This window comes from Legionella spiritensis, from assembly GCF_900186965.1.
Lineage (GTDB): Bacteria > Pseudomonadota > Gammaproteobacteria > Legionellales > Legionellaceae > Legionella_C > Legionella_C spiritensis.
Map to the genome: position 1 here is coordinate 2403031 of NZ_LT906457.1, position 23729 is coordinate 2426759.

Below are 23729 nucleotides of genomic sequence, written 5' to 3' on the forward strand. Positions count from 1 at the left end.
CATGGGTTATTCCTATTGCCCGCCGTTCGGAGGTGCAATGTTCTCTCCCGCCTTTTTATCTTGCCGGGGCAGATCATAAAAATGACTGATATTTGAATCGGTTAAAGGTGGCGGTACAACAACACCGGGACCATTCCGACTCTTTAAATAACGCTGATCGTCACCGTTCCCGCCATGATGTGACGAACAACCCGTTACAAAAAGTATAGACGCAACAACAAAAACAATTTTTTTCACTAAAAACCTCTTTATTCAGATCAATTGTAAATTTTTGAGAGTTTTTTTCATCTCCGCATGATAACGCTCGCTCAAGGTTGTCATAGGCAGGCGAATTTCGCTATTGATCAGACCCATTTTATGCAAAGCCCATTTAACCGGAATCGGATTAGGCTCAACAAACATCAATTTGTGTAATGGATTTAACTGCTCATCGATACGCAAACACGCCGACTGATCGTCATCCAGTGCCGCGTCGCACAATTTGGCCATTTGTCTGGCAGCCACATTAGCGGTCACGGAAATGACACCTTTCGCTCCGGCAAGCATCCATTGCGCCGCCGTCTCGTCATCGCCGCTGTAGACATCAATGGATTCCCCGCATATTCTTAAAATGTCCTGCAACCGGCTTATCTGACCGGTAGCCTCTTTTATCCCGACAATATTGGAGATTTTAGCCAGCCGGCTTACGGTATCAGGCAGCATGTCACAGGCCGTGCGTCCGGGCACATTATAGAGGATAATCGGAATGGGAACAGAAGCGGCAATCTGGCTGTAATGCCGGAAAAGTCCTTCCTGGGTAGGTTTGATATAGGCCGGCGTCATAATAAGCGCCGCGTGGGCACCGGCTTCCATAGCCATTTTTGTCAACTGGATACAGTCTTTTGTCGCGTTCGCCGCAGTACCCGCTATTACGGGCAATCGCTCCCGAGCCTGCTCGATAACCGTCCTGATGACCAGCATTTTTTCTTCATGATTTAACGTCCCTGCCTCACCGGTCGTACCCGCCGCAACGATGGCATGAGTCCCCGCGCTAATATGAAATTCAACCAGTTCACATAAACGATGCACATCCACCTTGTCATCAGCCATCGGTGTAATTAACGCCACCATACTGCCTCGAAACATTTTTCTCTCCCCTGCCCATTATTTCATCAGAACTTGCGTTGCGCCAGGTTCTGTAAACCCAAAGCAAACCAGCCCCGATTTGCGCCCGAATGCTTAAATGTCAACAAACCCCAACCAATACTACTGGGGGAATGATAATTTCTCAATAAAAGAATCAGGCCGCTCGCATGTGCTTGCAACCTGGCCGGCCAACATCTAAAACAACAGCCAACTATGCAATTTTTGAACAAATTGTATATATATGTACTAAAATAATTAGTGTATGCACTTTAGCAAAGGAATTTTACCATGAAAAAACTGCTACCTGTATTAATGGCAATGGGGCTATCAACTACCGTTTTAAGCGGGTGTACGAATACCCAGGTAGGTACTGCGGCCGGAGCCGGTATTGGCGCCGGAGTGGGCTATGCGGTCTCCGGAGGCGATGCTTTAGGTACGGCGATAGGAGCAGGAGCCGGTGCCTTGATTGGCAATCAAATCGGCCAGGAACAAGACAGGCGTGAATATTATCGGGATTATTACTATTATTGATAATGCCATACCTTCGACAAAACAGAAACCTTGCTTGCCTCAATCTATCCTTTCAAAATGTAAGGAAGTATTGAGGCAAAATAATTTTTCATTGCTATACTGGTTTAACTAATAACAACAAGGAATGTCAGCATGCGATTAAAAGATAAAGTTTCGATTATAACAGGTGCGGCCAGTGGTATCGGCAAGGAAATCGCGATGGTTTATGCCCGGGAAGGAAGCATGGTTGCCATTGCGGATCTCAATTTATCGCAGGCTCAGGCCGTTGCGGATGAAATTAAATCCAAGGGCGGTAAAGCCATGGCCGTGGAAATGAACGTCACCAATGAACAACAAGTCAATGATGGCGTAGATGCCGTAGCCGACCATTTTGGCAGCGTGGATGTGTTGGTGAGCAACGCCGGAATTCAGATTATTGAAGCCGTTGACAAACTGTCTTACGCCGACTGGAAAAAGCTGCTTACCATTCATCTGGACGGTGCCTTCCTTACCACCCGTGCCAGTTTGAAACATATGTACAGCTCGGGACGAGGCGGAAGTGTTATCTACATGGGCTCCGTACACTCCAAGGAAGCGTCCGTCCTGAAAGCGCCCTACGTCACCTCCAAACATGGATTACTTGGCCTTTGCCGGGTTGTGGCCAAGGAAGGCGCCGCCCACGGCGTTCGTGCCAACGTAATTTGCCCGGGCTTTGTACGTACGCCTCTGGTTGACAAGCAAATTCCGGAACAGGCCAGGGAACTGGGTATTTCCGAAGAAGATGTCATTAAGAAGGTCATGCTCAAGGAAACCGTTGACGGAGAATTTACAACAACGGACGACGTGGCACAGACCGCTTTGTTTTTTGCCTCGTTTGAATCCAACGCGTTAACCGGCCAATCGCTGATAGTCAGTCACGGCTGGGTTATGGAGTAGCAACCAGCAACATCTCATTCATTTTTCCCAATGGACGTGCCCGGTTGCCAATTCGGCAGCCGGGCATGTATGCACCGGAATTATTTTGCTGGATGAGATAAATGCACGGAACCCTGGTTTCGGTCATAACATTCTTTTTCAGGTATATTTTTTGCTTAATAATCCTGTTGTATCGTTCCATGATATATTTCAATATCCTGTTCACAGGCTAGATAGGGATGTTTAAATGCTGATTTTGATTGGATATGTCGTTATTTTACTTTCGGTGTTTGGAGGATTTGCTCTGGCGGGTGGGCATCTGGCCGCCGTCTTCCAGCCTGTGGAACTGTTAATTATTGCCGGAGCGGCTATCGGTTCACTGATTGTCGGTAACAATCTCGGTGTCTTAAAGGCAATAGCCAAAGCGCTGCCGGCTGTATTTAAAGGACAGAAATCAGACAAAATACTGTATATGGACTTATTGGCCCTGTTGTATGCTCTTTTGAACAAAGCCCGGCAGGAAGGATTAATGTCTTTGGAAAGCGATGTGGATGATCCGTCAAACAGTCCCATCTTTAATAATTTTCCGCGTTTGACGCCCAAGCATCATATTATTGATTTTATTTGTGATTATTTTCGTTTAATTATCACTTCCAACATGCAACCCTACCAGCTTGAAGCCTTGATGGACAGTGAAATTGAAACCCATCACCAGGAAGAATCCATTCCTTCCCAGGCCATTACCAAACTGGCGGACGGCATGCCCGCCTTTGGTATTGTCGCCGCCGTTCTTGGCGTTGTACACACCATGGAATCCATTGATCTGCCGCCTTCGGAACTTGGGGTTCTGGTAGCCCAGGCTCTGGTAGGAACGTTTCTGGGGATTTTGCTCGGCTATGGTTTTGTCGGGCCGGTTGCCAATGCCATGGAATTACAGGCCAACTCGACGCAATTGATGCTCAATTGTATCAAAGTGACCATTCTGGCAAGTATGAATAATAACCCGCCCATTATCGCGATAGAATTCGGGCGCAAAGTGTTGTTTTCCGCGTCAAGACCATCTTTTAATGAGTTGAATGATGAAATCAAGGCGGCATCCACCATTAAAACCGAAGGTTGATGAGATGAGGCGTTTATGACGGATAATCATGACGAAAAAGATGAGGAAGTAAAACAACCCATCATTCGCAAGATTAAAAAACACGCCCACAAACATCATGGCGGCTCCTGGAAGATTGCCTACGCTGATTTTGTTACAGCCATGATGGCTTTTTTCCTCCTGATGTGGTTACTCGCCTCTTTAAACAAGGCGCAGAAAGAAGGCATCGCGGATTATTTCAAACAACCGCTGAAAGTCGCTCTCATCAGCGGTGAAAGTATGGGTGCACGCGACAGCACCGCGAAAGGGGGTGGCGATAATATTGAAAAACACGACGGAATGGTGTCGGCAACGGATCAGCCCGTTAACGAAAAGAAACAAATTAACAAAGTCGAGGATCCGGCGGACAAGGCCCAGGAAATGAAACAGCTCGAAAAGCTGAAATCCAACATCATGCTTACCATCAGCAAGGATCCGGCTCTTGCCGGACTTAAGGATCAATTAATCATGGATGTCGTTCCCGAAGGATTACGGGTACAGCTTATCGATAATCAAAACAGGCCCATGTTTGATATGGGCAGTGATCACATCGATGCGGATGTAAAAAACATCCTGGGCAAGATAGCGAAACTGTTAAATACCATGCCTAATAAAATTACCATTCAAGGCCATACCGACGCCCACCCCTTCCACAACCCTGAGGCTCTTGAACAGACAAACTGGGAATTATCCACACAACGGGCCAACACGGCACGCCGCGCACTGGTTGAAGCAGGGATGGTGGAGGATAAAGTATTGCGGGTAGCAGGCTATGCGTCATCCATCCTTCTTGACAAGGCTGATCCGTTCAATCCCGTTAATCGCCGGATCAGCATCATTGTCATGAAAAAAGACGCGGAAAAGCAATTATTAGGCAACGAAACCCCCTCAATCCCCGCGTCATCCCTGGTCGCACCGCCAATCAAGGGAACATCCCATATACCCAAAGCCACACCGACTTCACCCAAGCAATCACCGGCATCCGTCACACCAGCGCCAGACCTCCCGGCATCTCCAACACCGCCGGCCAAGAGTAACAGTACCACGACCCACTGATTAGGGTGTGTCCTCATTCAGGCTTTCAGCTGTAAAAAGACCGGTTGGACGTTTTCCCGCATTACGGCTTCGCCTTCATAACGGGCTATATGTTTTTTGTAAAGAGCCGTAGCCCGTAAGGAGGCCTGCGGCCGTATTGCGGGTTTTATGTTCCAATATTGTGGCAGGAGATCAGGTTCGCTCAGTAATAAATCCTGTTTACAGGGCCTCGGCAAAATCACGCCGGGAAAATGACAATGTTTCAATGTCAAGAATCCCAACCCTGGTAAATTCAATCAGATCCTTGTTCGACAGACACCGCCAATTCTGCTGGGCAGACAGATATTGATCCTTTTTTTTATAAAAAACATCCGGCGAAAAAGCGGCGATATTTTTTCCGTTGTCACTTGTTCTCGCCGAATAAAATAAAAAAGCCTCAACGCCGGATTCCCGCATCGCGGCTCCCAGGGGCTGGCTGTATTCATAACTGTTCTTGTTTGAAATTTGAGTCCGGTATTCTGAAAACGGCTTTTCGGTAAGATGTATTCCTCTATCGGTATGGATACAGGCTTGAAAAACAGTCATCGGAATCTCGATGTATTCCAGATCCGCTTGTGTATCCTGAAAAAACTTCAAACGGTAATAAGCGACTTCCGTAAGTGCGGTTTCCATCTCCAGGGAACCATACCAGAGAGACGGCTCATTGGTTCTGCCAAAACGGGAACCATACTTCAGAGGTGGATACCTGAAAGGTGAAAAAATCAGATAATGTTTCTCTTTATGTGAGGGGGGTTTTGAGTCTTCCAGCAGTTCTTCCAGTATATCGTGTTCTTCCCTGCTATCCACCAGGTCTCTGGAACTTGATATATGTTGCGCCTCTACGACTCGCCATGGCTTTTCATCTATTTTTTTCAGATATTTTTTCCCTGAGCAACGCTCCCAGATAGTCATAATTTTCCGCGCATCGCATCCAGATAATTCACCACCGAGACCAGTCCGGCTACCGTTGCCATTTCCTCAAGCGGTGTTTTTTTAAAATACTGATTCCTGCTGTTTAGCCATCGTTTTGCTTTTTCATGATTGTTGCCCACCAGGGAATTCAAACTTCGATAAACTCTTAACAGCAACAAAGCCATCTCGCCTTCCTTGGTGTCGGGTGAAATAAATTTAACGCCCTGGTTAAGGCGTGTAAAGCCCGCTTCGCTGATCCCGGTAATGTGCTTTATATCCTTACCGGTAAGAGAATAGAATTTCGCCAGATTACAAAAAGCCTTGGTTAAAACAAGATTTTTGCGAGGTTGTATATTTTCTGAAATATTCATAAACCACCCCCTTTCATATGAAATTATATGAAATATTTATTTCATATGCAAGGCATCATCCCGGATACCGGCACCTCATCCATTTCGTTTTAACAGGTTGGCTTGCACAGAATGCTTGTCTTTTTGTCATCCCCGCGAAGGCGGGGATCCCTACTGAATCAAGCACTGAGCCACATCAGGAATGGTTTCCCGCCTTCGCGGGAATGACAGTTAACCTGTCAAAATTACATGGAAACAGTACCTCATCCTGTAAATAGCTTGCTCGTTAGGCCAGGCGATATTGGTGTCTGACAAGACGCGAGGAAGGCGAACTCCAGCAAAAGTACATGTCGGGCCTAAAAAACCCGCCTGTTATTTAGCCTGGAACGGTCCGCTATTCCGGAAAGCGTTTTCGTCCTGTTTGTCTGCAAATTTTGCAATGACATGCAGGGTTAACAAAAGGGAGGCGGCCAAAAGATTAATGCCCGGTGTTAACAGGATAACCGCCGTTGAAATTTTCTGTGCTGCTGATTCCGGATGCGTCGCTCTGTCCAGCCCTGAATTCAGTTTATGGAAAAAACCGCTTCTGCCAGGATTCGGTGTTACAGAAGACTCGGCACGAATTGTATAATCACTCGATAGATCGCTCTCTTCATCTTCTTCCACTGTCTCCTCATATACTTCAGAAACATTTTCACCATCTGAAACGACTGGTTCGTCATCATTCTCCTTCTTACGCCGGAACTCGACACTTTCGCCTGCGTATTCAATATCATTCAATAGATATTTACTAACAATATTCTGCATGAAGAGTTCAGCTGGAAGCGTTCGTATATAAGAAGGCTCTTCTATACTCTCATAAAGCGACTTATCACCCGCCCTCAATTTCTCATGTAATTTATATAATTTCTTGTTTCTCTCACATAACTGTGTAATTTTAAAATAAACCTCAACAGCATCCTCAGTCACCTCAAACGTCTCAGGCATGTCAGCATTGGTTATTTCTACCGAAGTCAAAAAATAGTTCACCTCCAAAAATTCGGCGACACGATTATCAATATCGTAAGGAAATCCGTCTAATTTCAACGCCGTCACGTTAGAGGGAATCGCAGCCAGCAACGCCTTGATAGCCGTTTCTTCCAGGTTATAGTCGTCACCGCAGGTTAAAACAAGCTCGGAATCTTTCACATTCCGGATCTGCTTAATAATATCCTCAAAGGCTTCATCTTTTTTCAAATCTATATTCATTTACTTATTACCTGGATTAATAATATGTACAATATTATAACAGAAATCCTTAATGGCTTCAATTAAATCATAATGAAACATATTTGACCTGATATATTGATTGCATCGATGGTTTGAATTGCCCATGGTATTCCATTGTTTTGTGAACAACATGTTCCTTGCACTATTTTTTGCAAAAAAACAGTAGCCCGTAAGGAGGCCTGCGGCCGTATTGCGGGTTTCCTGCCCCAAAATTGTGGCAGGAGGCAGATGAGTACACGGGTAACCGTTATCCCGCATTTCGGCGCTGCTTCATGGCGGGCTACAAGAACCAGTTTGCAATGGATAAGCGCATGGAACCTAACTGGCACGCAAGCTATCTGACACAGGGCTTTTTTCCGGCATCGCCGGGCTTTGGGTACGCATGAAAAATGAAAAACAACCATAACAAGGCGGTGACAATGCCGCGATTTTTTTATCCAGCAGGTCGTTGAATGCGATTTTTGTCGAGGTGCCCCCCAATAACCCTCTGATTTGGCGAACGATCCATAGCTCGGATCGTAACTGACGTATATATTGCAACTCCGGAGCAGGAGCGGATCGTGTCCGTCTGTCGCCGTTTAGAGACGTTTTAAGCTGAAGCAAGACCTCTCTTAATTGAGCCGGTTTCATCGTATTTCTGGCAAGAAACGTTTCCATGCAGGCCAGAGACAGTTCCTTTTTCATTTTTAAACTAAAACGCTTATCCTCGCCCACATCCCTTAAAACAGTAACAATCGCTTCATAATCCTTTGCCTGAACCGCTTTCCTCATATGGATCGTGCGGAAACGGTAATTGGTTATTTTATCTTTTGTTTCTTTATCAAGAGAACGGTAAGACTTCGTTTGACTAACCCCTTGATTCAACAAATGCTTGATGATAAGAAAAGAATTGTTACGGGGATCATTGCCATTTTCTCCCTCAAAGCCTTGTGCCATTTTAACCGCCACATCCAGCGGTTTTTCACCGGATTTGTTGGCTTTCCCGGCAAATTGCTTAAAGGCATCCCAGGTTTCGTGGTAACGATAATCCCCCAGGCGAATGGCAGTATGTAACGGTGTATCGCCTTCCTGAAACCCATCTTCGGACTGGCACAATTGCTGATGATTAAGGATGGTTTTATTAATCCGGCTTATCCGAGTCTCTTGTTTGCCTCCTTCGGTTTCAACAAGAATGTCATCCAATATGCGTTGTTTGTCAGTTTCAGACAATGTTTCTACAAACTCACGAAACTCCGGTAATGAAAACAAAACCGCCCTTAATTTCGCCTGCCTCGCCACAACCATATTGGTTATCAAAGCCATTTGTGCGCGATCGGACGCGTTATTCCCATCATAGGCATGGGATAAGGATTGAGCGATAATCGACGGCGGAATGAGGGTATGTTTATAAAAATGCAGCCATTTGGCCTTTTGAAATTCAGGAATAGTCCCCAAACGAATAAACGCGTCGATTTCCAGGGGATTGGTGTAGGTTTTCAGATAATCAATCGGATTGGCCAGGGTTCGTTTGCACGTCGGCCAGTAATAATTGCGGGAATCATATAACCTCGGAAAATGGAGCAGATCCCGCCTGGTGACGGCAAACGCGTTCGTACCATGTCTCCAGTTCGCAACTCTGGCATAACCATGCGACATGATGCTGTCGGACAACATCAGGTCATGGTCAATTTTGAAAAAAACCACCTTGGGTTTCCCGCCATCATTGATCAGATAAAACCCGAAATTCCCCTTATGCAGATCATCCTCCTCCAGGGTATAGGAGGTGGTTAATACACTGGCCAGCGAATCAAAATCAAAAAGGATTTTTCCCTGTTCACAGGCAGCCAGCAAACTGGCAAAAAATCCCGGGGCAAACTGATTTAAAAAATAAATCGGAATGTCTTTCTCAGGCGTGCTTGCCAAATCGGAAGCGGAGCCTTCAGGCGAACATTTTTCAGACTTTTCAAGCTCTTCAGGTTCTTCAAACTCTTCAAACTCCTCACACTCTTCAGGCTTTGGAGAGACGAAATGGGAAATACGAATCTGATTTTTCCCTTCCCTGACCAGTTTATAAAACGTCGCGTCCGGCGCACTATGTTTCGCAACAGGATAAATCATGTGCTCCGACAGCAAACCGGTAACGTTTTCATGGTCGCTGACCAGCCATTGGCCGCAAGTCAATCCGGGACGAAGAAACCGCTTGGCCAAACCGCCAAACGCCACTTCAAGATGAGAGAAAAAGGGATCGTTGTATTTGTTTTCTTTATAGACAACTCTTTTTGCACCCGTACCATTGCGGTAAAGAGCCTTTGTGTAAACAACATGCCCTGTACGACTTTCATTACCCAATGTAAGATTTTCAAACTTTAAAGTACCCGGCATGTTTACAACATCATATCAATTTGATCACAATTTTAACACATCAGAGATTTCTGTCAAAAATTTCATAACGGAAACAGAGCGAAAATGTAGGCAACTATTGTTGCTCAACAAATAATAATTTCCTGTAGCCGTCATGAAGGCTTCGCTGTAATGCGGGAAAACGTTCCTGATTGGCACCTCAAACCCGCAATACGGCCGCAGGCCTCTTTACGGGCTACTGCCTTTTCGCAAAAAAATGGTGCCAGGACATTTTTGTTCAAAGAACCTAAAATTTATTTTTTTCGTCTTCCTCGATGGTTAAATCAACATCGCCATCGATTCCACGCTCTTCGGACAAACGAATTTGCAAGCCCACATTATTTTTCGAATCTGCGAATCGAATCGCATTCTCTTTACTGATTTTACCGGCTTTGTAGAGATCGAATAACGCCTGATCAAACGTCTGCATCCCCTGCTCGCGGCTTCTTGACATAACTTCCTTAATTTCGTCCACTTTGCCTTTTTCAATCAAATCGGAGATATAAGGTGAATTAATCATCACCTCCACGGCCGGAACACGTTGGTTCTCAAGTCCAGGAATTAACCGTAATGAAATGATTGCCCTTAAATTAAGGGATAAATCAAGCAGGATCTGGTGTCTGGCGTCTTCCGGAAAGAAATTCAGGATCCTGTCCAGGGTCTGGTTGGCATTGTTGGCATGAAGCGTGGATAAACATAAATGCCCTGTTTCCGCATAGGCAATGGCGTGTTTCATGGTGCCTCTATCCCTTACCTCACCAATCATAATCATGTCAGGCGCCTCACGCATGGCGTTTTTAAGCGCGTTTTCGTAATTTAAGGTATCAATGCCCACTTCCCGCTGATCGACAATCGATTTTTTGTGACGGTACAAATACTCGATAGGATCTTCAATAGTTAATATATGCCCGCGCTGGTTTTCATTGCGGTAATCAATCATTGAGGCGAGAGTGGTTGATTTACCGGAACCGGTCGACCCAACCACCAGGATCAAACCTCGTAACTCCATCACAATGGTATTGAGAATGGGCGGTAAATTCAGCTCCTCAATCGACGGGATAATTCCTTTGATGTAGCGTACCACCATAGCGATCTCACCACGTTGCCGAAACATATTGACCCTGAAACGTCCCACCCCGCCAAGGGAAATGGCCATATTCAATTCCATAGTCGCTTCAAACTCCTTGCGCTGATCATCGTCCATAACAGACGCCGCTATTTCTGCCATTTGTTGCGCTTTTAAAGGAGTTTGTCCAATTGGAGACGTGATCCCTTCAATTTTGATGTTAGGAGGAGCACCCACGCTGAAAAATAAATCAGAAGCGCCTCGGTCTACCATCAGCTTAAAAAAGGGCGTTATATCCATATATTTTCCTGTTCTTTTTATAAGTTAATTGTAGATAATAAAACCTAATAATCAATGTTGGTCTAAAATTATAATTAAGGCTTGTCGATTGGGTTTCACGTCGGTAAAACGTGAGATCCAATATGTTAACGACTACGAATTTATATAAAATCCTGCTGGTTGTTTATCCGTTCTTGCGGTTATTCGGAAGTAGGCTGTTCGAAGGAGATCCGTCATGAACCGTCATACTGATGAAGCATTGAACATTTCCAATCCCCGTTTGCTTTCGGCGGTCTTTTTTGCCTTGCTCGCCGTGATTGCAACCATTGTGATTGATACGGTCTTATACCTGATTGGCATTGATCAATACATTCCTGTTTTCAAGGCGTTATTCCTGGGTGTTATCGTTGCCGGCTGCTTTGGCGCGCTTTTTGGCTACCGGATTATCCACACCAAAAGGCCGTATCGCTGGAAAGTGTTCCTATGCGGATTTGTCATGGTCCTCGCCGCTCTCCCGTTCTATGATTTGGGATTCCTTTATATTCTCTCCGGCTACAAAACCGACCTCTTCGCCAACCTCGCATTCTCCCAAATCATCATCATGTATTTATTTGTCCTGCTCTACAGTTTTATAATAGCGGGATTCTGGTTAGCCATTGCTGCGGGATTTGCGGCCATTTATTTGCGCGGACGCCTGGTTTACGACATACTGCATACGGATACGGAGGAAGAAACACCCGGACCTCCCAAAAAACAACGACCGAAAAAACATAAAATAACCAAATCCGATAACATACACATACATCACTAAATTTGAGAGAACAGACACGTGAACAATAATCGCCATTCTTCAGTCAGTCCCGGAATGATGGGGGCTGTTTTTTTCGCCCTGTTCGCCGTATTATTTTTTATTTTTGCCAAATACACCTTATTATCCCTGCAAAGCAATCAATTGCTTCCGTTTTTTCCATCGATGTTCATAACATTGATACTCGGAGCCTTGCTTGGATGGTTATTTGGCCCCTGGCTGGCAACGGCGAAAAACTGGGGACGCTCTTTGGGGACCGGAATATTGATGGCTTTACTATCCCTGTTGCTGATAAGTCTGGGGGCTTTTCTGTATTCCTATCTGAATGACACCGCTTTTTTCGCCCGTCTGCAAAACGGGCTCGATTATCTCATTGTGTACGGTGTTTTATTTTTATCAATAGTACTCACCATCGGGGTCTGGCTTATACCGCTAATGGCTATAGCGGCCGTTTATTTTAACAAACGGTTCTGGCCCGGTCTTATCGCCATTGAACAAATGAACCAACCGTCTCCCCATTCCGGCATCCGCCATGTCGACAACGATAAACAATAAAGAGCAGTTGTTTGCCTTGATGAAGGCGGGAGCCACTGTTATTACGCCCAATAATCGTCTGGCCGAACAATTACTCCATGACTACCTGTCCATGCAGGGGGAAACCGTTCAGGAAAAACCGGCGTGCCTTCCTTACCGTGCCTTCCTGCACCAATCCTTTAAAACGCTTGGCCATCGAACACCCCGGATTCATCACCCCCTGTTGCTCACGACACAGCAAACCCGATTTTTATGGCAACAGATCATTGGCGAACACCTGAATACCCCGGCACATCCCGGGTTACTCCACGAAATTCAGGACAGTTGGTCGCGCTGCCTGTTATGGGAAATAGACAGCCGCCATCCTTCCTTTTCCCTGACTGATCAGACTCGCCGGTTTCAAGTGTTGTGGCAGCAAACGGAAAAGCGTTTAAATTCGCTCCACGCCATCACCACCGACCAGTTGCCCCCCTATTTACTTGCCCAACAGGACTGGACGTTTCCCGAAACGATGATCTGGGCTTGTTTCGATGACTTTACACCACAACAACATGCCTTGCAGCAAGCCACAAAGGAACGGGGCGCTCGTCATTTCCTTATGGATTTGCAACAACCCGTAAGCCGCCCATTCCTCTACGCTGCTAAAGATGAGCGGGACGAGTATCAACAACTGATCCACTGGCTTTATTATCATCTGGAACAAAAAAAACAACGAATCGGTGTGATTATCCCGGAGTTACACCAGCAGGCACACCATATCCACCGCCTGCTCTCCGAGCATTTTTCACCCGAATCGTTTAATCTTTCCCTTGGCCAGTCTTTAAAGGATTATCCTCTGGTTGCCCACGCGTTGTGTTGGCTGGCTCTGGACACCAAAACGATCACCCAACACCAGGCCGGCCTGTTACTGCGTTCCCCTTTTCTTGGTCATTCCCGGACTGAAATGCTTGCCAGAGCTCATTTTTTACAAAATAACCGCACAATGCAGGAACGCAACATTGATGTCTCCCTTCTGGCCAGGGAATTACAAAAAACCGCACCCGAATTAAGCACATTGTTAACGTCTTTATACCATTATCCGGAATCGGCCAGTCCGCAATCCTGGACACATCATTTTTATAAAAGACTCGCAGAACTTGGTTTTGCCGGTGAATACCCGCTCAATTCCGCCTCTTACCAGTGCTACCAGCGTTTCCTGCTCCTGTTTGACGAATTCAAGCAATTGTCTTTACTGACCGACACCATGACGTTCGAGCAAGCCCTGTCCGCCTTAAACGATATGGCGCAACACGCCATATTTCAACCGCGCAAATCTCCCGCCCCCATTCAAATCATGGGTCTTTTGGAATCGGCGGGCAGTCAGTTTGATTGCCTTTGGGTCTCAGGCTTGACCGACGACTGCCTGCCGCAAAACACCAGATTATCCGCCTTTATACCCATCACGCTGCAACAGGAACTGGAAATGCCCCATGCCAGTCCGGCCAGAGAGTTGCGATTAGCCCAAAAAACGCTCAACCGACTACAGTATGCCGGCAGCGAATGTGTGTTCAGTTACCCATGCCTGACAAAAGACAAACCCAATCTGCCAAGCCCGTTACTTGTTGATATACCGGAATGGGAGGCCAGACACGTTGCCGACTATTCGACCCATTCGACCTGTCTGGTTCGCTACAACGAAGAGTATCAGTTACCCGTGCAAGACTATGAATCGCCTGGTGGAGGCACCAATATCCTCGCCAACCAGGCCAAATGTCCGTTTCGAGCCTTCGCGGCACACCGTCTGCATGTCAAAACCGGCATGAGCGTTTCCGACGGCCCGAATCCCCAGGAGCGCGGTAAAATCATTCATAAAATCATGGAAGTGATCTGGAGGCGGCTGCACGATCAGCAAACACTTTTGACAATGGACGAAAAAACACTCGACGCCATCATTGAACAAGCCATCATCGATGCCATAGAACCTTATCAGGAAAGCCGCCCGCACTCCTTTTCCCCGTGGATCCAATCCGTTGAGATCAAACGCTTGAAACGCCTTGTTTACGCCGCCCTCCAATGGGAAAAACTACGGCCTTCCTTTGTCATCGATGGTCTGGAGCAATCCTTTACCTTAAACCTGTCCGGTCTTGAGCTTACGATTCGCATCGATCGCATGGACAGCCTCGCTTCCGGAAAAAAATGGGTTATTGACTATAAAAGCAGTCTGCCGCAAAGTACACCCTGGAACGAGGACAGACCCATAGAACCGCAACTGCTGCTCTATGCCTTGCTTCATGACGATATCAATACCCTGTTGTTTGCCCAACTGAAAAACGGCCAGATTCAATGCAAGGGATTAAGCGAGGAACAAAGTGAATTATCAGGCATTACCAGCCTGAAAAACGATCAGTCGTGGGAGGAATGTCGTACCCGATGGCAGCAACAGCTTGATGATCTTGCCCGGGAGTTTTTAAACGGCTATTGCCCGCCCAAACCGGCCAAACCGGCTATTTGCCAACAATGCGATTTTAAACCACTCTGCCGTTTTTCAGTCAGTACCGAGGACAGCTAAGTTATGCACCATTTAATCATTGGTTACGGTTATTGCGCTTATTACCTCACTCGTTTGCTATTACAGAAAAAACAGACGGTCACGGCAGTTTCACGTCATCAGCCATCCGCCAATCAGCCGGCTGGTTTAAACCATGTTTGTCATGATATCAGGCAACCTTTTGTCTGGACGGAACCGGACACCGTTCTTTATTATTTTGTACCGCCTCCGCCGACAGGAGTCACAGATCCCTGTTTACGACAATTTCTTGCTTCATCCTCCCTGTCCCTGCGCAAAGTTATTTATTGCGGCTCCAGCGGCGTTTACGGTGATCATCAGGGAGCCTGGGTCAACGAGCAATCGCCTTGCCCCATCCGGTATGATCGCCAGAAACGTCGCCTGAATGCCGAACAACAGTGGCATAACTTCTGTGCCGAACGAGCCATAGACAGCCTGATTTTACGAGTTTCAGGAATATATGGCCCCAATCGCCTGCCTGTCGAGGCAGCAAAGGCTCAATCCCCTTTGATTGCCCCGGACGAAGCGCCTTACTCGAATCAGGTTTATGTGAAGGATCTTGCCTGCATTATGGTCGGACTGGCCGAACAGGATGATGGCCAGGGTTGTATTAATATCTCGGATGGACATCCTCAAAAAATGGGAACCATACAGCGGTTAACCGCCGAACAATTAGGTATAAAGCCAGCGCCCTGCGAGCCTTTTGATTCCGTCTGGCAAAAAGCAAGCCCCATGAAACGCGAATTTATGAGCGCGTCCAAACGGTTGCGAATCGAAAAATTACAATCTACGCTTAAATCACCAACATCCTTAACACCATTAGCCACTGGCATTGCCGCCAGTTTGAAAACAGAGAGAACCTGACATGGACTTGTTGATTGCCGGCGGCTCCGGATTTATAGGTCGCCAACTTGCGGAATCATTCACGAATGAACATCGGGTAACCGTCCTTGGAAGAGACGAACATCGTTTGAAAAACCTGTTTCCGTCCACGATTGCCACAGTGAGCTGGGACAAGCTTCCTACGCTGGATCCCAGGGAGTTTGACGCCGTCATCAATCTGTGCGGGCGCAACATCGCCGCATCCCGATGGAATGATCACATCAAACAAGAGATCATCACCTCACGGGTCGATACCACCGCATCACTCATTGACTGGATCAGGCAGAAAGAAGCCAGGCCTCATTTCTATTGCGCCAATGCCATTGGCATTTACGGGATCCAATCAAAAGACGATCCACAGGCTTACGACGAGGACAGTTCCATTGACTACGAGCAACCCAAAGATTTTCTCAGCGAGATATGTATCCGATGGGAACAGGCTCTGCAACCCGCCCGCGATCTGGATTTACCCGTCACCGTCACCCGTTTCGGAGTTGTGTTAAAAAAAGACGAAGGCATGCTTAGGAAATTAACCCCTGCTTTTAAACTGGGTCTGGGCAGTGTTATGGGAGACGGTCGACAAATCATTTCCTGGATTCATTATAAAGATTTGATTGCGGCATGGCGTTTTTTACTCCATAAACCCCAGCTGATTGGTGCCTTTAACCTGACTTCCCCCAATCCCGTCAACCAGGCCGAGTTTGCCCGAACCATGGCCCAGACGATGAATCGCCCGTTATTTCTCAAAACCCCCGCCTGGTTTATTCGTTTATTGTTTGGCGAGATGGGAGACGCCTTGATACTCAACGGACAACGGGTAAAGCCCAAACGATTGCCGGATGAGGGATTTGAATTTCAATACTCCGAACTGTCAGAGGCTATGGCCGAAGAATTCGGTGCTTGAAGTAAACAACATTTTCCTGACACCATTTTTTTAAAAAGCCGGTAACCCGCAAGGAGGCCTGCGGCCGTATTACAGGTTTCATGCCTTATTATCATAATCCGTATTACGGCTACGCACGCGAAAAATCAAACGCCATGACTCCGGCAAGCCCGGTCTCCTGACAGGCAAGAGCCAACAGGCGATCGATACCTAGAGCCACGCCGCTGCATGGCGGCAAGCCGGCGGCCAACGCGTCCAGAAAATTCTGATCCACTGCCGCATTCGGTAATCCTTTCTCGTAACGCAAAACCTGATCCATTTCGAAGCGCCGACGTTGCGCATCCGCATCGGTTAATTCATGAAACCCGTTCGCCAGTTCCACGCCGCGATAATAAATTTCAAACCGTTCGGCCACCCCGTTTTCAACCCTCGCCAACGCGGCTTGCGAAGAAGGAAAATCATAGAGCGCGACCGGCCTGCCCTCGCCGGCCAGTGCCGGCTCGACGACATGACTCATAAGCAGGAACAGGTATTGATCCGGGGAAGATTCCTCTTTGCCCAGAACATTACCCAGCTCAAATCTATTGAGGGTCTGTTGCAGCGCCTCTATAGAGGCGGTTAAGGGATCAATCCCGCAACAATCCATAAAAGCCTGTTGATAGGTTTTTTTTACCAGAGGAGGTGTGTTTAGAATATGTTGCAGCAAGGCATCCACTTCCTTCATCAGTTCATGATGATCAATGTGGAGCTGATACCATTCCAGCATGGTAAATTCGGGATTATGCCAACGGCCCAGCTCGTCGTCACGAAAGACGCGTGCCAATTGAAAAATGGGGCCGCTACCCGCGGCCAGCAAGCGTTTCATCGCATATTCCGGCGAGGTTTGCAGGTAATACGTCTCCCCTCGAAACCGGGCTTGAATATTACTGAGATAGACGTCACTGACAGGGTAACGCCCCATGATCGGCGTTTCCACTTCCAGATAGCCACGCGCATTAAAAAAATTGCGAATCTCGTCAATGAACCGCGTTCGTCGCCGTAACGTTTCCATGGTGGCGGAAGGTTGCCATAAATGGTCAGACATGATGAGGACAAACCCTAATAAAACAATCCTAACTCAAGACGGGCGGCTTCGGTCATTCGCTCCTGTGTCCAGGGCGGATCCCAGACCAGCTCCACGGTGCAATCACTAACCCCTTCTACCTGAATAACAGCCTGTTCAACGATACCGGGAAACGTCTGGGCAACAGGGCAACCCGGTGTGGTAAGGGTCATTTGAATATGTGCGTGTTGTTCTTCGTTGATGGACACGTCATAAATCAACCCCAGATCGTAGATATTGACCGGTATTTCAGGATCATAAACCGTCTTTAACGCGGCAATCACACTGGCATGCAACGCGTCGTTATCCTGCTTTTTTTTAAAACCAAACATCACTATCACTCCGTAGAGACCGTGGTCTCTTCCTTGTTTAACGCAGCTTCCAGAGTGTGCCAGGCCAAGGTCGCACATTTCACGCGTGCGGGATAAGCCCGCACACCGGAAAGTACGGCCAGTTTGTCCAAAGACAGCAAATAATCACCTTCCTCTGTCCCCGTAACCATATGGTGAAAACGATGAAACAGGCGGTGAGCCTCCTCGGTCGTTTTATCTTTCAACGCGTCCGTCATCAGCGACGCGGACGCCTGGGAAATGGCGCAGCCACATCCGACAAAACTGACATCCTTTATCCTACCGGCATCCAGTTTTAAATAAACGGTCAACTTGTCGCCACATAGCGGATTAAAACCATTAGCCTGAGCAGTCGCATCAGCCATAGCATGGTGATTGCGCGGATTACGGTTATGGTCGATGATAATTTCCTGATAGAGTTCGCGTAACTCTGCGGTCATGAGAACACCTCTTTCACTTTCTGCAAGGCATGGGCAAAACGATCAATTTCTTCCCGGGTATTATAGAAAGACAACGAAGCCCTGCTGGTTGCGGCCACTTCAAAAAACGTCATTAAAGGCATGGCACAATGATGACCGCTTCGTATCGCAATACCCTCACTGTCCAGAATAGTCCCTATATCATGAGCATGAATTTTACCATGAACAAACGAAACAATAGGTACTTTGGCGCTGGCGTTCCCGATAATATTAAAACCTTTGACCGATTGCACGGCAGAAGTCAGGGAATCCAGTAAATCCGCTTCATAAGCGGCAATCGCTTCCATATCCAGAGACCAGAGATAGTCAATCGTAGCACCTAGACCGATGACCCCGGCGATATTAGGCGTTCCGGCTTCAAATTTATGAGGGAGGGGTGCATACTCCGTAGCTTCAAAGGTCACGTAATTGATCATCTCGCCGCCACCCTGATAAGGCATCATATCGTCTAATAAATGTTCTTTACCCCACAAAACGCCGATTCCGGTCGGACCATACATCTTATGTCCGGAAAACGCGTAAAAATCGCAATCCAGATCCTGAACGTCAATGGGAAAATGAGCGGCAGCCTGAGCGCCGTCAAGCAAAACCAGAGCCCCATGTGCGTGGGCCATCTCAATCATTTTTTTAACCGGATTTATCGTACCCAGGGCATTGGATGCGTGGCCGATGGCGACAAATTTGGTGTTTTCATTCAATTTGCGTTCAAATTCCGCAAGCGAAACCTCACCATCAACCGTAACAGGAGCAACCTGGAGTTGCGCCCCGGTTTTCTTGCAAACCATCTGCCAGGGCACGATATTGGAATGATGTTCCATGTGCGTAATTAAAATCTCCTCGCCCGGTTTGATGCGAGGGCTTACAAAACTTTGCGCCACGAGATTAATACCCTCGGTAGTCCCGCGCACAAAAATACATTCGTGGGGCGCCTTGGCATTGATAAAATGCTGTACTTTACCGCGCACCGCTTCGTATTGCAGGGTAGCGCGGGCGCTTAAGGTATGCACGCTGCGATGAACATTGGAATTATCATGGGTATAAAAATGGTTGATAGCGTCCATAACCGCTTGAGGCTTTTGTGTCGTTGCCGCATTATCAAAATAGGCAAGAGGATAATCATTCACTTTTTCATTCAAAACGGGAAACTGTTTCCTGATGCCCTCCAGATCCCCCGGTAACGTCATTACGCTGCTCATAATATCACCTCAATTGCTGTCCAATCTGCGCTGCCATCCATTCCGACAAAACCCTGTCAGGTATCAGCCGTAAATTATCCGCGGCAAAGGCATGGATTAAAAAACCGGTTGCTTGCGGACGTTCAATGCCACGTGACGCGAGGTAAAACAAGGCATCCTCATCAAGCTGGCCGACTGTCGCGCCATGGGAACAAATCACATCGTCGGCAAAAATTTCCAGTTGTGGTTTGGTATCCACCTCCGCCTTATCGGATAACAACAGGTTTTTATTTTGTTGATGGGCTTCGGTATGCTGGGCGTCCCTGGCCACGATCACCTTGCCGTTAAAAACAGCTCGCGAGCGTCCTGTCAAAATACCCTTGTAATCCTGCTCACTGCGACAGCCCGGCACCAGATGACGCACGGTAGTATGGTGATCAATGTGTTGACCATCTTCCGGCATATAAAGGCCGTTCATAAGGGATCGCGCCCCCTCCTCTTCCAGAGCGATACTGATATCACTACGAACCAGCCGGCCTCCCAGACTGAAAGAGTGGCTTTCAAATTGTCCGGCGTGTTTTTGCCGCACGGCAAGATGTCCAATATGAAAGGCCGCCTTGCTTTCCCGTTGTATTTTATAATGTACCAGCCTGGCCTCGGCAGCCACCCATATTTCACTGACGGTATTGGTGAAATATGCGCAACCGTCCGCTCCCTGATAGTGTTCAATCACCGTAGCTTCGCTGCCTTCCTCAGCGATAATCACATGGCGAAGATAAACAGCCTGGCTCGCCTGATCCTGCCAATGATGCAATACAATGGGGTCGGCAACCCGCACACCCTTCGGAATATAAATAACCACACCGGCGGTTAGAATGGCCGAATTCAAGGCATGGAAACCATGCTCGTGCCGTAATACACTACCAAGATAAGACTGGATCCATTCCGGTTTTTCCTGAAAAACCCGAGCTAGAGACATCACCAGAACACCATCCGGCAAACCTGCCATTTCCTTTTGGGAATCGGAAACCCTACCATTAACAAGCGTAAGCGATTGCGGATAGGGAAGATCGCAAGGGACATCGCTCTCCGGCCGTTCGTTGCTCACCGGACGGGAAAAACGCTCCTTGAGAAACGTATCCATAGCCGTGTATTTCCAGTCTTCCTGTTTTTTGCCAGGAAAAGCATAGTGCTCGAAATCACCCAGGGCTTTTTTCTGCAGTTCAGCCAGCCAGGGTATGTCTGACAGACTTTCCCGAGCCTGCTGTTGATAAAAATCAAGAGCCTCACTCATACCTGCTCCGTCTCCTCAAGCCAGCCGTAGCCTTTTTTCTCCAAATCGTGGGCCAGAGATTTATCGCCGGATTTGACAATACGGCCATTGGCTAGCACATGAATAAAATCAGGCTCAATATAATCCAGTAATCGCTGGTAATGAGTCACTAAGATAATAGCGCGTTCCGGCGATCGCATGGCATTTACCCCATGAGAAATCACCCGCAGCGCATCAATGTCCAATCCCGAATCGGTTTCATCAAGAATAGCGAGACGGGGTTCCATCGCCGCCATTTGCAGAATTTCATTGCGTTTTTTTTCGCCGCCTGAAAAGCCTTCGTTAATGCTGCGGTATAAAAAGCTTTCATCCATGTCCAGCAACTGACATTTCTCACGGATAAAACTTAAAAATTCAATGGCATCCAGCGTCATTTTGCCCTGACCTTTACGAACGGCGTTAACGGACGCCTTGAGAAAATTAATATTGGTCACGCCGGGTATTTCAACCGGGTATTGAAACGACATGAACAAACCGGCCTGGGCACGCTGTTCAGGTGCTAAAGCCAGCAAATCCTGTTTCAGATAAGTCACGTTGCCTCCGGTTACCTCATAGGCCGGATGGCCGGCCAACACTTTGGACAACGTACTTTTACCGGAACCATTAGGTCCCATAATCGCATGAACCTCGCCGGCATTAACCTGTAAGTCGATGCCTTTCAAAATGGGTTGTTCATTAATTGCTACATTTAATTTATTGATTGTTAACATAGTTTAACCTACTGCCCCTTCCAGACTGATACCCAGTAATTTGGTGGCTTCCACCGCAAATTCCATAGGTAGCTCTTTTAATACCTGTTTACAAAAACCATTCACGATCATCGATACCGCGTCCTCGGTTTCAATGCCTCGCTGCTGACAATAAAATAATTGATCCTCACTGATTTTGGAGGTGGTGGCTTCATGCTCCAGCTGCGCCGTCGGATTTTTTACCTCAATATAGGGAAACGTATGCGCGGAACATTGGCTGCCCATTAACATGGAATCGCACTGCGTGTAGTTACGGGCATTAACCGCCGTCGGCGCGATGCGCACAAGGCCACGATAGGCGTTATGGGAACGTCCGGCGCTGATCCCCTTGGAAATAATGGTCGAGCGGGTATTTTTGCCCAAATGAATCATTTTGGTACCCGTATCCGCCTGCTGATAATTGTTCGTCAGTGCAACGGAGTAAAACTCACCGACGGATTCATCACCCTGCAGAATGACGCTGGGATATTTCCAGGTGATGGCTGAACCGGTTTCAATTTGCGTCCAGGATATCTTGGAACGCTTACCGCGACACACTCCGCGTTTGGTGACAAAATTATAAATACCGCCTTTACCATCCTTGTCTCCGGGGTACCAGTTCTGCACCGTGGAGTATTTGATTTGTGACCCCTCCAATGCGACCAGCTCCACGACCGCGGCATGCAACTGATTTTCATCACGCATAGGGGCGGTACAACCTTCCAGATAAGAAACGTAACTGTCCTTGTCCGCAATAATCAGGGTTCGTTCAAATTGCCCGGTAGACGCGGCATTAATGCGAAAATAAGTGGATAACTCCATAGGGCAGCGAACACCCTCGGGAATATAGACAAACGAACCGTCGCTAAAGACCGCGGAATTCAGCGCGGCATAAAAATTATCGCGATAAGGCACCACCGAACCCAGATACTGGCGTATCAGCTCCGGATAACTGTGTACCGCTTCGGAAAACGGGCAGAAAATAACACCAACCTCCGCCAGTTTCGCCTTGAAAGTAGTAGCCACCGAAACACTGTCAAACACCGCATCCACAGCCACGCCGGCCAGCATTTCCTGCTCCCGTAACGGAATACCCAGTTTTTCATAGGTTCGTAATAATTCAGGATCAACTTCATCAAGGCTTTTCGGTGCATCCTTCTTGTTTTTCGGCGCGGAATAATAGGAAATCGCCTGATAATCAATAGGCGGATAATGAACACTGGACCATTTGGGATGGGGCATGGTTTGCCAGAATTCAAACGCTTTTAACCGCCAGTCCAGTAAAAAATCCGGCTCACCCTTTATGGCAGACAACCGACGTATCACGTCTTCATTGAGACCTGGCTCAAACGTTTCTACGTCAATATCAGTGACGAAACCGTGTTGGTATTCTCTTTCCAGAAGGGAATGTATTTGTTCATTGCTTCTCGCCATGACGAACTCCACTTGCTAATTGCCTTATCCGGTCTATTTCCACCGCTTGTAATGTTGGTTTGGCCAACACTTCCAGACTGACGCTGTCCAGCGCCGCTTCTACCGCCTGGCTTATCAATCGCCAGTTTCCCTGGATGTGGCAAACGTTTTGCAGGGAACAGGAACCCGGATGCGAACTGCATTCCGTTAATCCATGCTGTTCTTCTAACGCGTATATTATTTGAGCCACTGAAATATCCGATGCGGCACGTTGTAATTTATATCCACCCGTCACACCACGCACGGACGTTAACAGTCCGGCCGCGGTTAACTGTTTTAATAATTTGCTGACCGTCGGGACAGAAAGGTGTGTGTGTTGGGCGATATCACGAGCATTACATAATCCGGGTGCGCGCCTGGCTAGATACACCATTACTACTGTTCCATAATCAGCCAATTTGCTGATGCGCAGCATAACAT

At 47.4% G+C, this 23729-nt stretch carries 23 protein-coding genes and 1 pseudogene; 9 read left to right on the plus strand and 15 right to left on the minus strand.

Features of this window, described 5'->3' with window-relative positions:
- Window positions 1-12: 12 nt before the first annotated feature.
- Complete coding sequence (locus tag CKW05_RS10820; RefSeq protein ID WP_058482165.1) at window positions 13-237, minus strand: hypothetical protein; 225 nt, start codon at window positions 235-237, stop codon at window positions 13-15.
- A 15-nt stretch (window positions 238-252) separates the two neighbouring features.
- Complete coding sequence (gene dapA / locus CKW05_RS10825; protein ID WP_058482164.1) at window positions 253-1125, minus strand: 4-hydroxy-tetrahydrodipicolinate synthase; 873 nt, start codon at window positions 1123-1125, stop codon at window positions 253-255.
- Window positions 1126-1413: 288 nt separating this feature from the next.
- Here dapA and CKW05_RS10830 point away from each other — a divergent pair, with 288 nt between their 5' ends.
- From CKW05_RS10830 to motB, 4 genes and pseudogenes are all read left to right on the plus strand, one after another.
- Window positions 1414-1656: a glycine zipper domain-containing protein gene (locus CKW05_RS10830; protein WP_058482163.1), complete on the plus strand. Its 243-nt coding sequence runs from the start codon at window positions 1414-1416 to the stop codon at window positions 1654-1656.
- Between the two features lie 132 nt (window positions 1657-1788).
- Window positions 1789-2571 carry a 3-hydroxybutyrate dehydrogenase gene (locus CKW05_RS10835; RefSeq protein WP_058482162.1) on the plus strand — a complete coding sequence of 261 codons (783 nt, stop codon included), beginning with the start codon at window positions 1789-1791 and terminating at the stop codon, window positions 2569-2571.
- Between the two features lie 226 nt (window positions 2572-2797).
- Window positions 2798-3670: a flagellar motor stator protein MotA gene (motA, locus tag CKW05_RS10845; protein ID WP_058482160.1), complete on the plus strand. Its 873-nt coding sequence runs from the start codon at window positions 2798-2800 to the stop codon at window positions 3668-3670.
- Between the two features lie 15 nt (window positions 3671-3685).
- A pseudogene (gene motB / locus CKW05_RS10850) lies at window positions 3686-4570 on the plus strand (flagellar motor protein MotB); the annotation flags it as partial.
- Between the two features lie 372 nt (window positions 4571-4942).
- On the opposite strand, the gene CKW05_RS10860 reads toward motB, so the two are convergent.
- The 5 genes from CKW05_RS10860 to CKW05_RS10885 form a co-directional block, all read right to left on the minus strand.
- On the minus strand, window positions 4943-5674 hold the full coding sequence (locus CKW05_RS10860) for an RES family NAD+ phosphorylase (RefSeq protein WP_058482158.1): 732 nt from the start codon (window positions 5672-5674) through the stop codon (window positions 4943-4945).
- A complete protein-coding gene (locus CKW05_RS10865) occupies window positions 5671-6045 on the minus strand; it encodes an MbcA/ParS/Xre antitoxin family protein (RefSeq protein WP_058482157.1) in 375 nt (124 codons plus the stop codon). Before CKW05_RS10865 ends, CKW05_RS10860 begins: the two co-directional genes overlap by 4 nt.
- Before the next feature lie 351 nt (window positions 6046-6396).
- Window positions 6397-7260 carry a hypothetical protein gene (locus CKW05_RS10870; RefSeq protein ID WP_156413330.1) on the minus strand — a complete coding sequence of 288 codons (864 nt, stop codon included), beginning with the start codon at window positions 7258-7260 and terminating at the stop codon, window positions 6397-6399.
- A gap of 351 nt (window positions 7261-7611) precedes the next feature.
- A complete protein-coding gene (gene ankK, locus CKW05_RS10880) occupies window positions 7612-9654 on the minus strand; it encodes a Dot/Icm T4SS effector AnkK/LegA5 (RefSeq protein ID WP_058482154.1) in 2043 nt (680 codons plus the stop codon).
- A gap of 265 nt (window positions 9655-9919) precedes the next feature.
- Complete coding sequence (locus CKW05_RS10885; RefSeq protein ID WP_058482153.1) at window positions 9920-11038, minus strand: PilT/PilU family type 4a pilus ATPase; 1119 nt, start codon at window positions 11036-11038, stop codon at window positions 9920-9922.
- A gap of 214 nt (window positions 11039-11252) precedes the next feature.
- Between CKW05_RS10885 and CKW05_RS10890 the strand changes: the two genes are divergently transcribed.
- Genes CKW05_RS10890 through CKW05_RS10910 form a run of 5 tightly spaced genes read left to right on the plus strand, consistent with a single transcriptional unit; the run spans window position 11253 to window position 16690 of the window.
- Window positions 11253-11828, plus strand: coding sequence for a hypothetical protein (locus CKW05_RS10890; protein ID WP_058482152.1), 576 nt, complete (start codon window positions 11253-11255; stop codon window positions 11826-11828).
- Between the two features lie 18 nt (window positions 11829-11846).
- A complete protein-coding gene (locus tag CKW05_RS10895; RefSeq protein ID WP_133141189.1) occupies window positions 11847-12380 on the plus strand; it encodes a hypothetical protein in 534 nt (177 codons plus the stop codon).
- A complete protein-coding gene (locus CKW05_RS10900; protein WP_058482150.1) occupies window positions 12358-14907 on the plus strand; it encodes a PD-(D/E)XK nuclease family protein in 2550 nt (849 codons plus the stop codon). The genes CKW05_RS10895 and CKW05_RS10900 overlap by 23 nt, the downstream gene beginning before the upstream one ends.
- Before the next feature lie 3 nt (window positions 14908-14910).
- Window positions 14911-15768, plus strand: a complete 858-nt coding sequence (locus tag CKW05_RS10905; protein ID WP_065238351.1) for an SDR family oxidoreductase — start codon at window positions 14911-14913, stop codon at window positions 15766-15768.
- Window position 15769: 1 nt separating this feature from the next.
- The gene (locus CKW05_RS10910) at window positions 15770-16690 is read left to right on the plus strand and encodes a TIGR01777 family oxidoreductase (protein ID WP_058482149.1); all 921 of its coding nucleotides are present in this window, start codon (window positions 15770-15772) and stop codon (window positions 16688-16690) included.
- A gap of 109 nt (window positions 16691-16799) precedes the next feature.
- Here the strand turns inward: CKW05_RS10910 and epmA are convergent, their stop codons facing one another.
- From epmA to CKW05_RS10950, 8 genes are read right to left on the minus strand one after another with little or no spacing between them, the layout of a single operon-like run.
- Window positions 16800-17753 carry an elongation factor P--(R)-beta-lysine ligase gene (epmA, locus tag CKW05_RS10915; protein WP_058482148.1) on the minus strand — a complete coding sequence of 318 codons (954 nt, stop codon included), beginning with the start codon at window positions 17751-17753 and terminating at the stop codon, window positions 16800-16802.
- A gap of 14 nt (window positions 17754-17767) precedes the next feature.
- Complete coding sequence (locus CKW05_RS10920) at window positions 17768-18103, minus strand: SUF system Fe-S cluster assembly protein (RefSeq protein WP_058482147.1); 336 nt, start codon at window positions 18101-18103, stop codon at window positions 17768-17770.
- A 5-nt stretch (window positions 18104-18108) separates the two neighbouring features.
- Entirely contained in the window at window positions 18109-18561 is a 453-nt protein-coding gene (sufU, locus tag CKW05_RS10925; protein WP_058482146.1) for a Fe-S cluster assembly sulfur transfer protein SufU, read from the minus strand.
- Window positions 18558-19796 carry an aminotransferase class V-fold PLP-dependent enzyme gene (locus CKW05_RS10930; RefSeq protein WP_058482145.1) on the minus strand — a complete coding sequence of 413 codons (1239 nt, stop codon included), beginning with the start codon at window positions 19794-19796 and terminating at the stop codon, window positions 18558-18560. Before CKW05_RS10930 ends, sufU begins: the two co-directional genes overlap by 4 nt.
- Before the next feature lie 4 nt (window positions 19797-19800).
- Window positions 19801-21069, minus strand: coding sequence for a Fe-S cluster assembly protein SufD (gene sufD / locus CKW05_RS10935; protein ID WP_058482144.1), 1269 nt, complete (start codon window positions 21067-21069; stop codon window positions 19801-19803).
- Entirely contained in the window at window positions 21066-21818 is a 753-nt protein-coding gene (gene sufC / locus CKW05_RS10940) for a Fe-S cluster assembly ATPase SufC (protein WP_058482143.1), read from the minus strand. The genes sufD and sufC overlap by 4 nt, the downstream gene beginning before the upstream one ends.
- Before the next feature lie 3 nt (window positions 21819-21821).
- Window positions 21822-23270, minus strand: a complete 1449-nt coding sequence (sufB, locus tag CKW05_RS10945; protein ID WP_058482142.1) for a Fe-S cluster assembly protein SufB — start codon at window positions 23268-23270, stop codon at window positions 21822-21824.
- Window positions 23254-23724 carry an SUF system Fe-S cluster assembly regulator gene (locus tag CKW05_RS10950; protein ID WP_058482141.1) on the minus strand — a complete coding sequence of 157 codons (471 nt, stop codon included), beginning with the start codon at window positions 23722-23724 and terminating at the stop codon, window positions 23254-23256. Before CKW05_RS10950 ends, sufB begins: the two co-directional genes overlap by 17 nt.
- Window positions 23725-23729: the final 5 nt, after the last annotated feature.

Excerpts from the sequence above, each read along its gene's own strand:
- CKW05_RS10930 (WP_058482145.1), bottom strand. The coding sequence starts at position 19,796 with ATGAGCAGCGTAATGACGTTACCGGGGGATCTGGAGGGCATCAGGAAA.
- dapA (WP_058482164.1), bottom strand. The coding sequence starts at position 1,125 with ATGTTTCGAGGCAGTATGGTGGCGTTAATTACACCGATGGCTGATGAC.
- CKW05_RS10920 (WP_058482147.1), bottom strand. The coding sequence starts at position 18,103 with ATGTTTGGTTTTAAAAAAAAGCAGGATAACGACGCGTTGCATGCCAGT.
- sufB (WP_058482142.1), bottom strand. The coding sequence starts at position 23,270 with ATGGCGAGAAGCAATGAACAAATACATTCCCTTCTGGAAAGAGAATAC.
- CKW05_RS10900 (WP_058482150.1), top strand. The coding sequence starts at position 12,358 with ATGTCGACAACGATAAACAATAAAGAGCAGTTGTTTGCCTTGATGAAG.
- CKW05_RS10860 (WP_058482158.1), bottom strand. The coding sequence starts at position 5,674 with ATGACTATCTGGGAGCGTTGCTCAGGGAAAAAATATCTGAAAAAAATA.
- sufD (WP_058482144.1), bottom strand. The coding sequence starts at position 21,069 with ATGAGTGAGGCTCTTGATTTTTATCAACAGCAGGCTCGGGAAAGTCTG.
- CKW05_RS10885 (WP_058482153.1), bottom strand. The coding sequence starts at position 11,038 with ATGGATATAACGCCCTTTTTTAAGCTGATGGTAGACCGAGGCGCTTCT.
- CKW05_RS10865 (WP_058482157.1), bottom strand. The coding sequence starts at position 6,045 with ATGAATATTTCAGAAAATATACAACCTCGCAAAAATCTTGTTTTAACC.
- CKW05_RS10835 (WP_058482162.1), top strand. The coding sequence starts at position 1,789 with ATGCGATTAAAAGATAAAGTTTCGATTATAACAGGTGCGGCCAGTGGT.
- CKW05_RS10950 (WP_058482141.1), bottom strand. The coding sequence starts at position 23,724 with ATGCTGCGCATCAGCAAATTGGCTGATTATGGAACAGTAGTAATGGTG.
- CKW05_RS10905 (WP_065238351.1), top strand. The coding sequence starts at position 14,911 with ATGCACCATTTAATCATTGGTTACGGTTATTGCGCTTATTACCTCACT.
- CKW05_RS10830 (WP_058482163.1), top strand. The coding sequence starts at position 1,414 with ATGAAAAAACTGCTACCTGTATTAATGGCAATGGGGCTATCAACTACC.
- sufC (WP_058482143.1), bottom strand. The coding sequence starts at position 21,818 with ATGTTAACAATCAATAAATTAAATGTAGCAATTAATGAACAACCCATT.
- CKW05_RS10890 (WP_058482152.1), top strand. The coding sequence starts at position 11,253 with ATGAACCGTCATACTGATGAAGCATTGAACATTTCCAATCCCCGTTTG.
- epmA (WP_058482148.1), bottom strand. The coding sequence starts at position 17,753 with ATGTCTGACCATTTATGGCAACCTTCCGCCACCATGGAAACGTTACGG.
- ankK (WP_058482154.1), bottom strand. The coding sequence starts at position 9,654 with ATGCCGGGTACTTTAAAGTTTGAAAATCTTACATTGGGTAATGAAAGT.
- motA (WP_058482160.1), top strand. The coding sequence starts at position 2,798 with ATGCTGATTTTGATTGGATATGTCGTTATTTTACTTTCGGTGTTTGGA.
- CKW05_RS10910 (WP_058482149.1), top strand. The coding sequence starts at position 15,770 with ATGGACTTGTTGATTGCCGGCGGCTCCGGATTTATAGGTCGCCAACTT.
- sufU (WP_058482146.1), bottom strand. The coding sequence starts at position 18,561 with ATGACCGCAGAGTTACGCGAACTCTATCAGGAAATTATCATCGACCAT.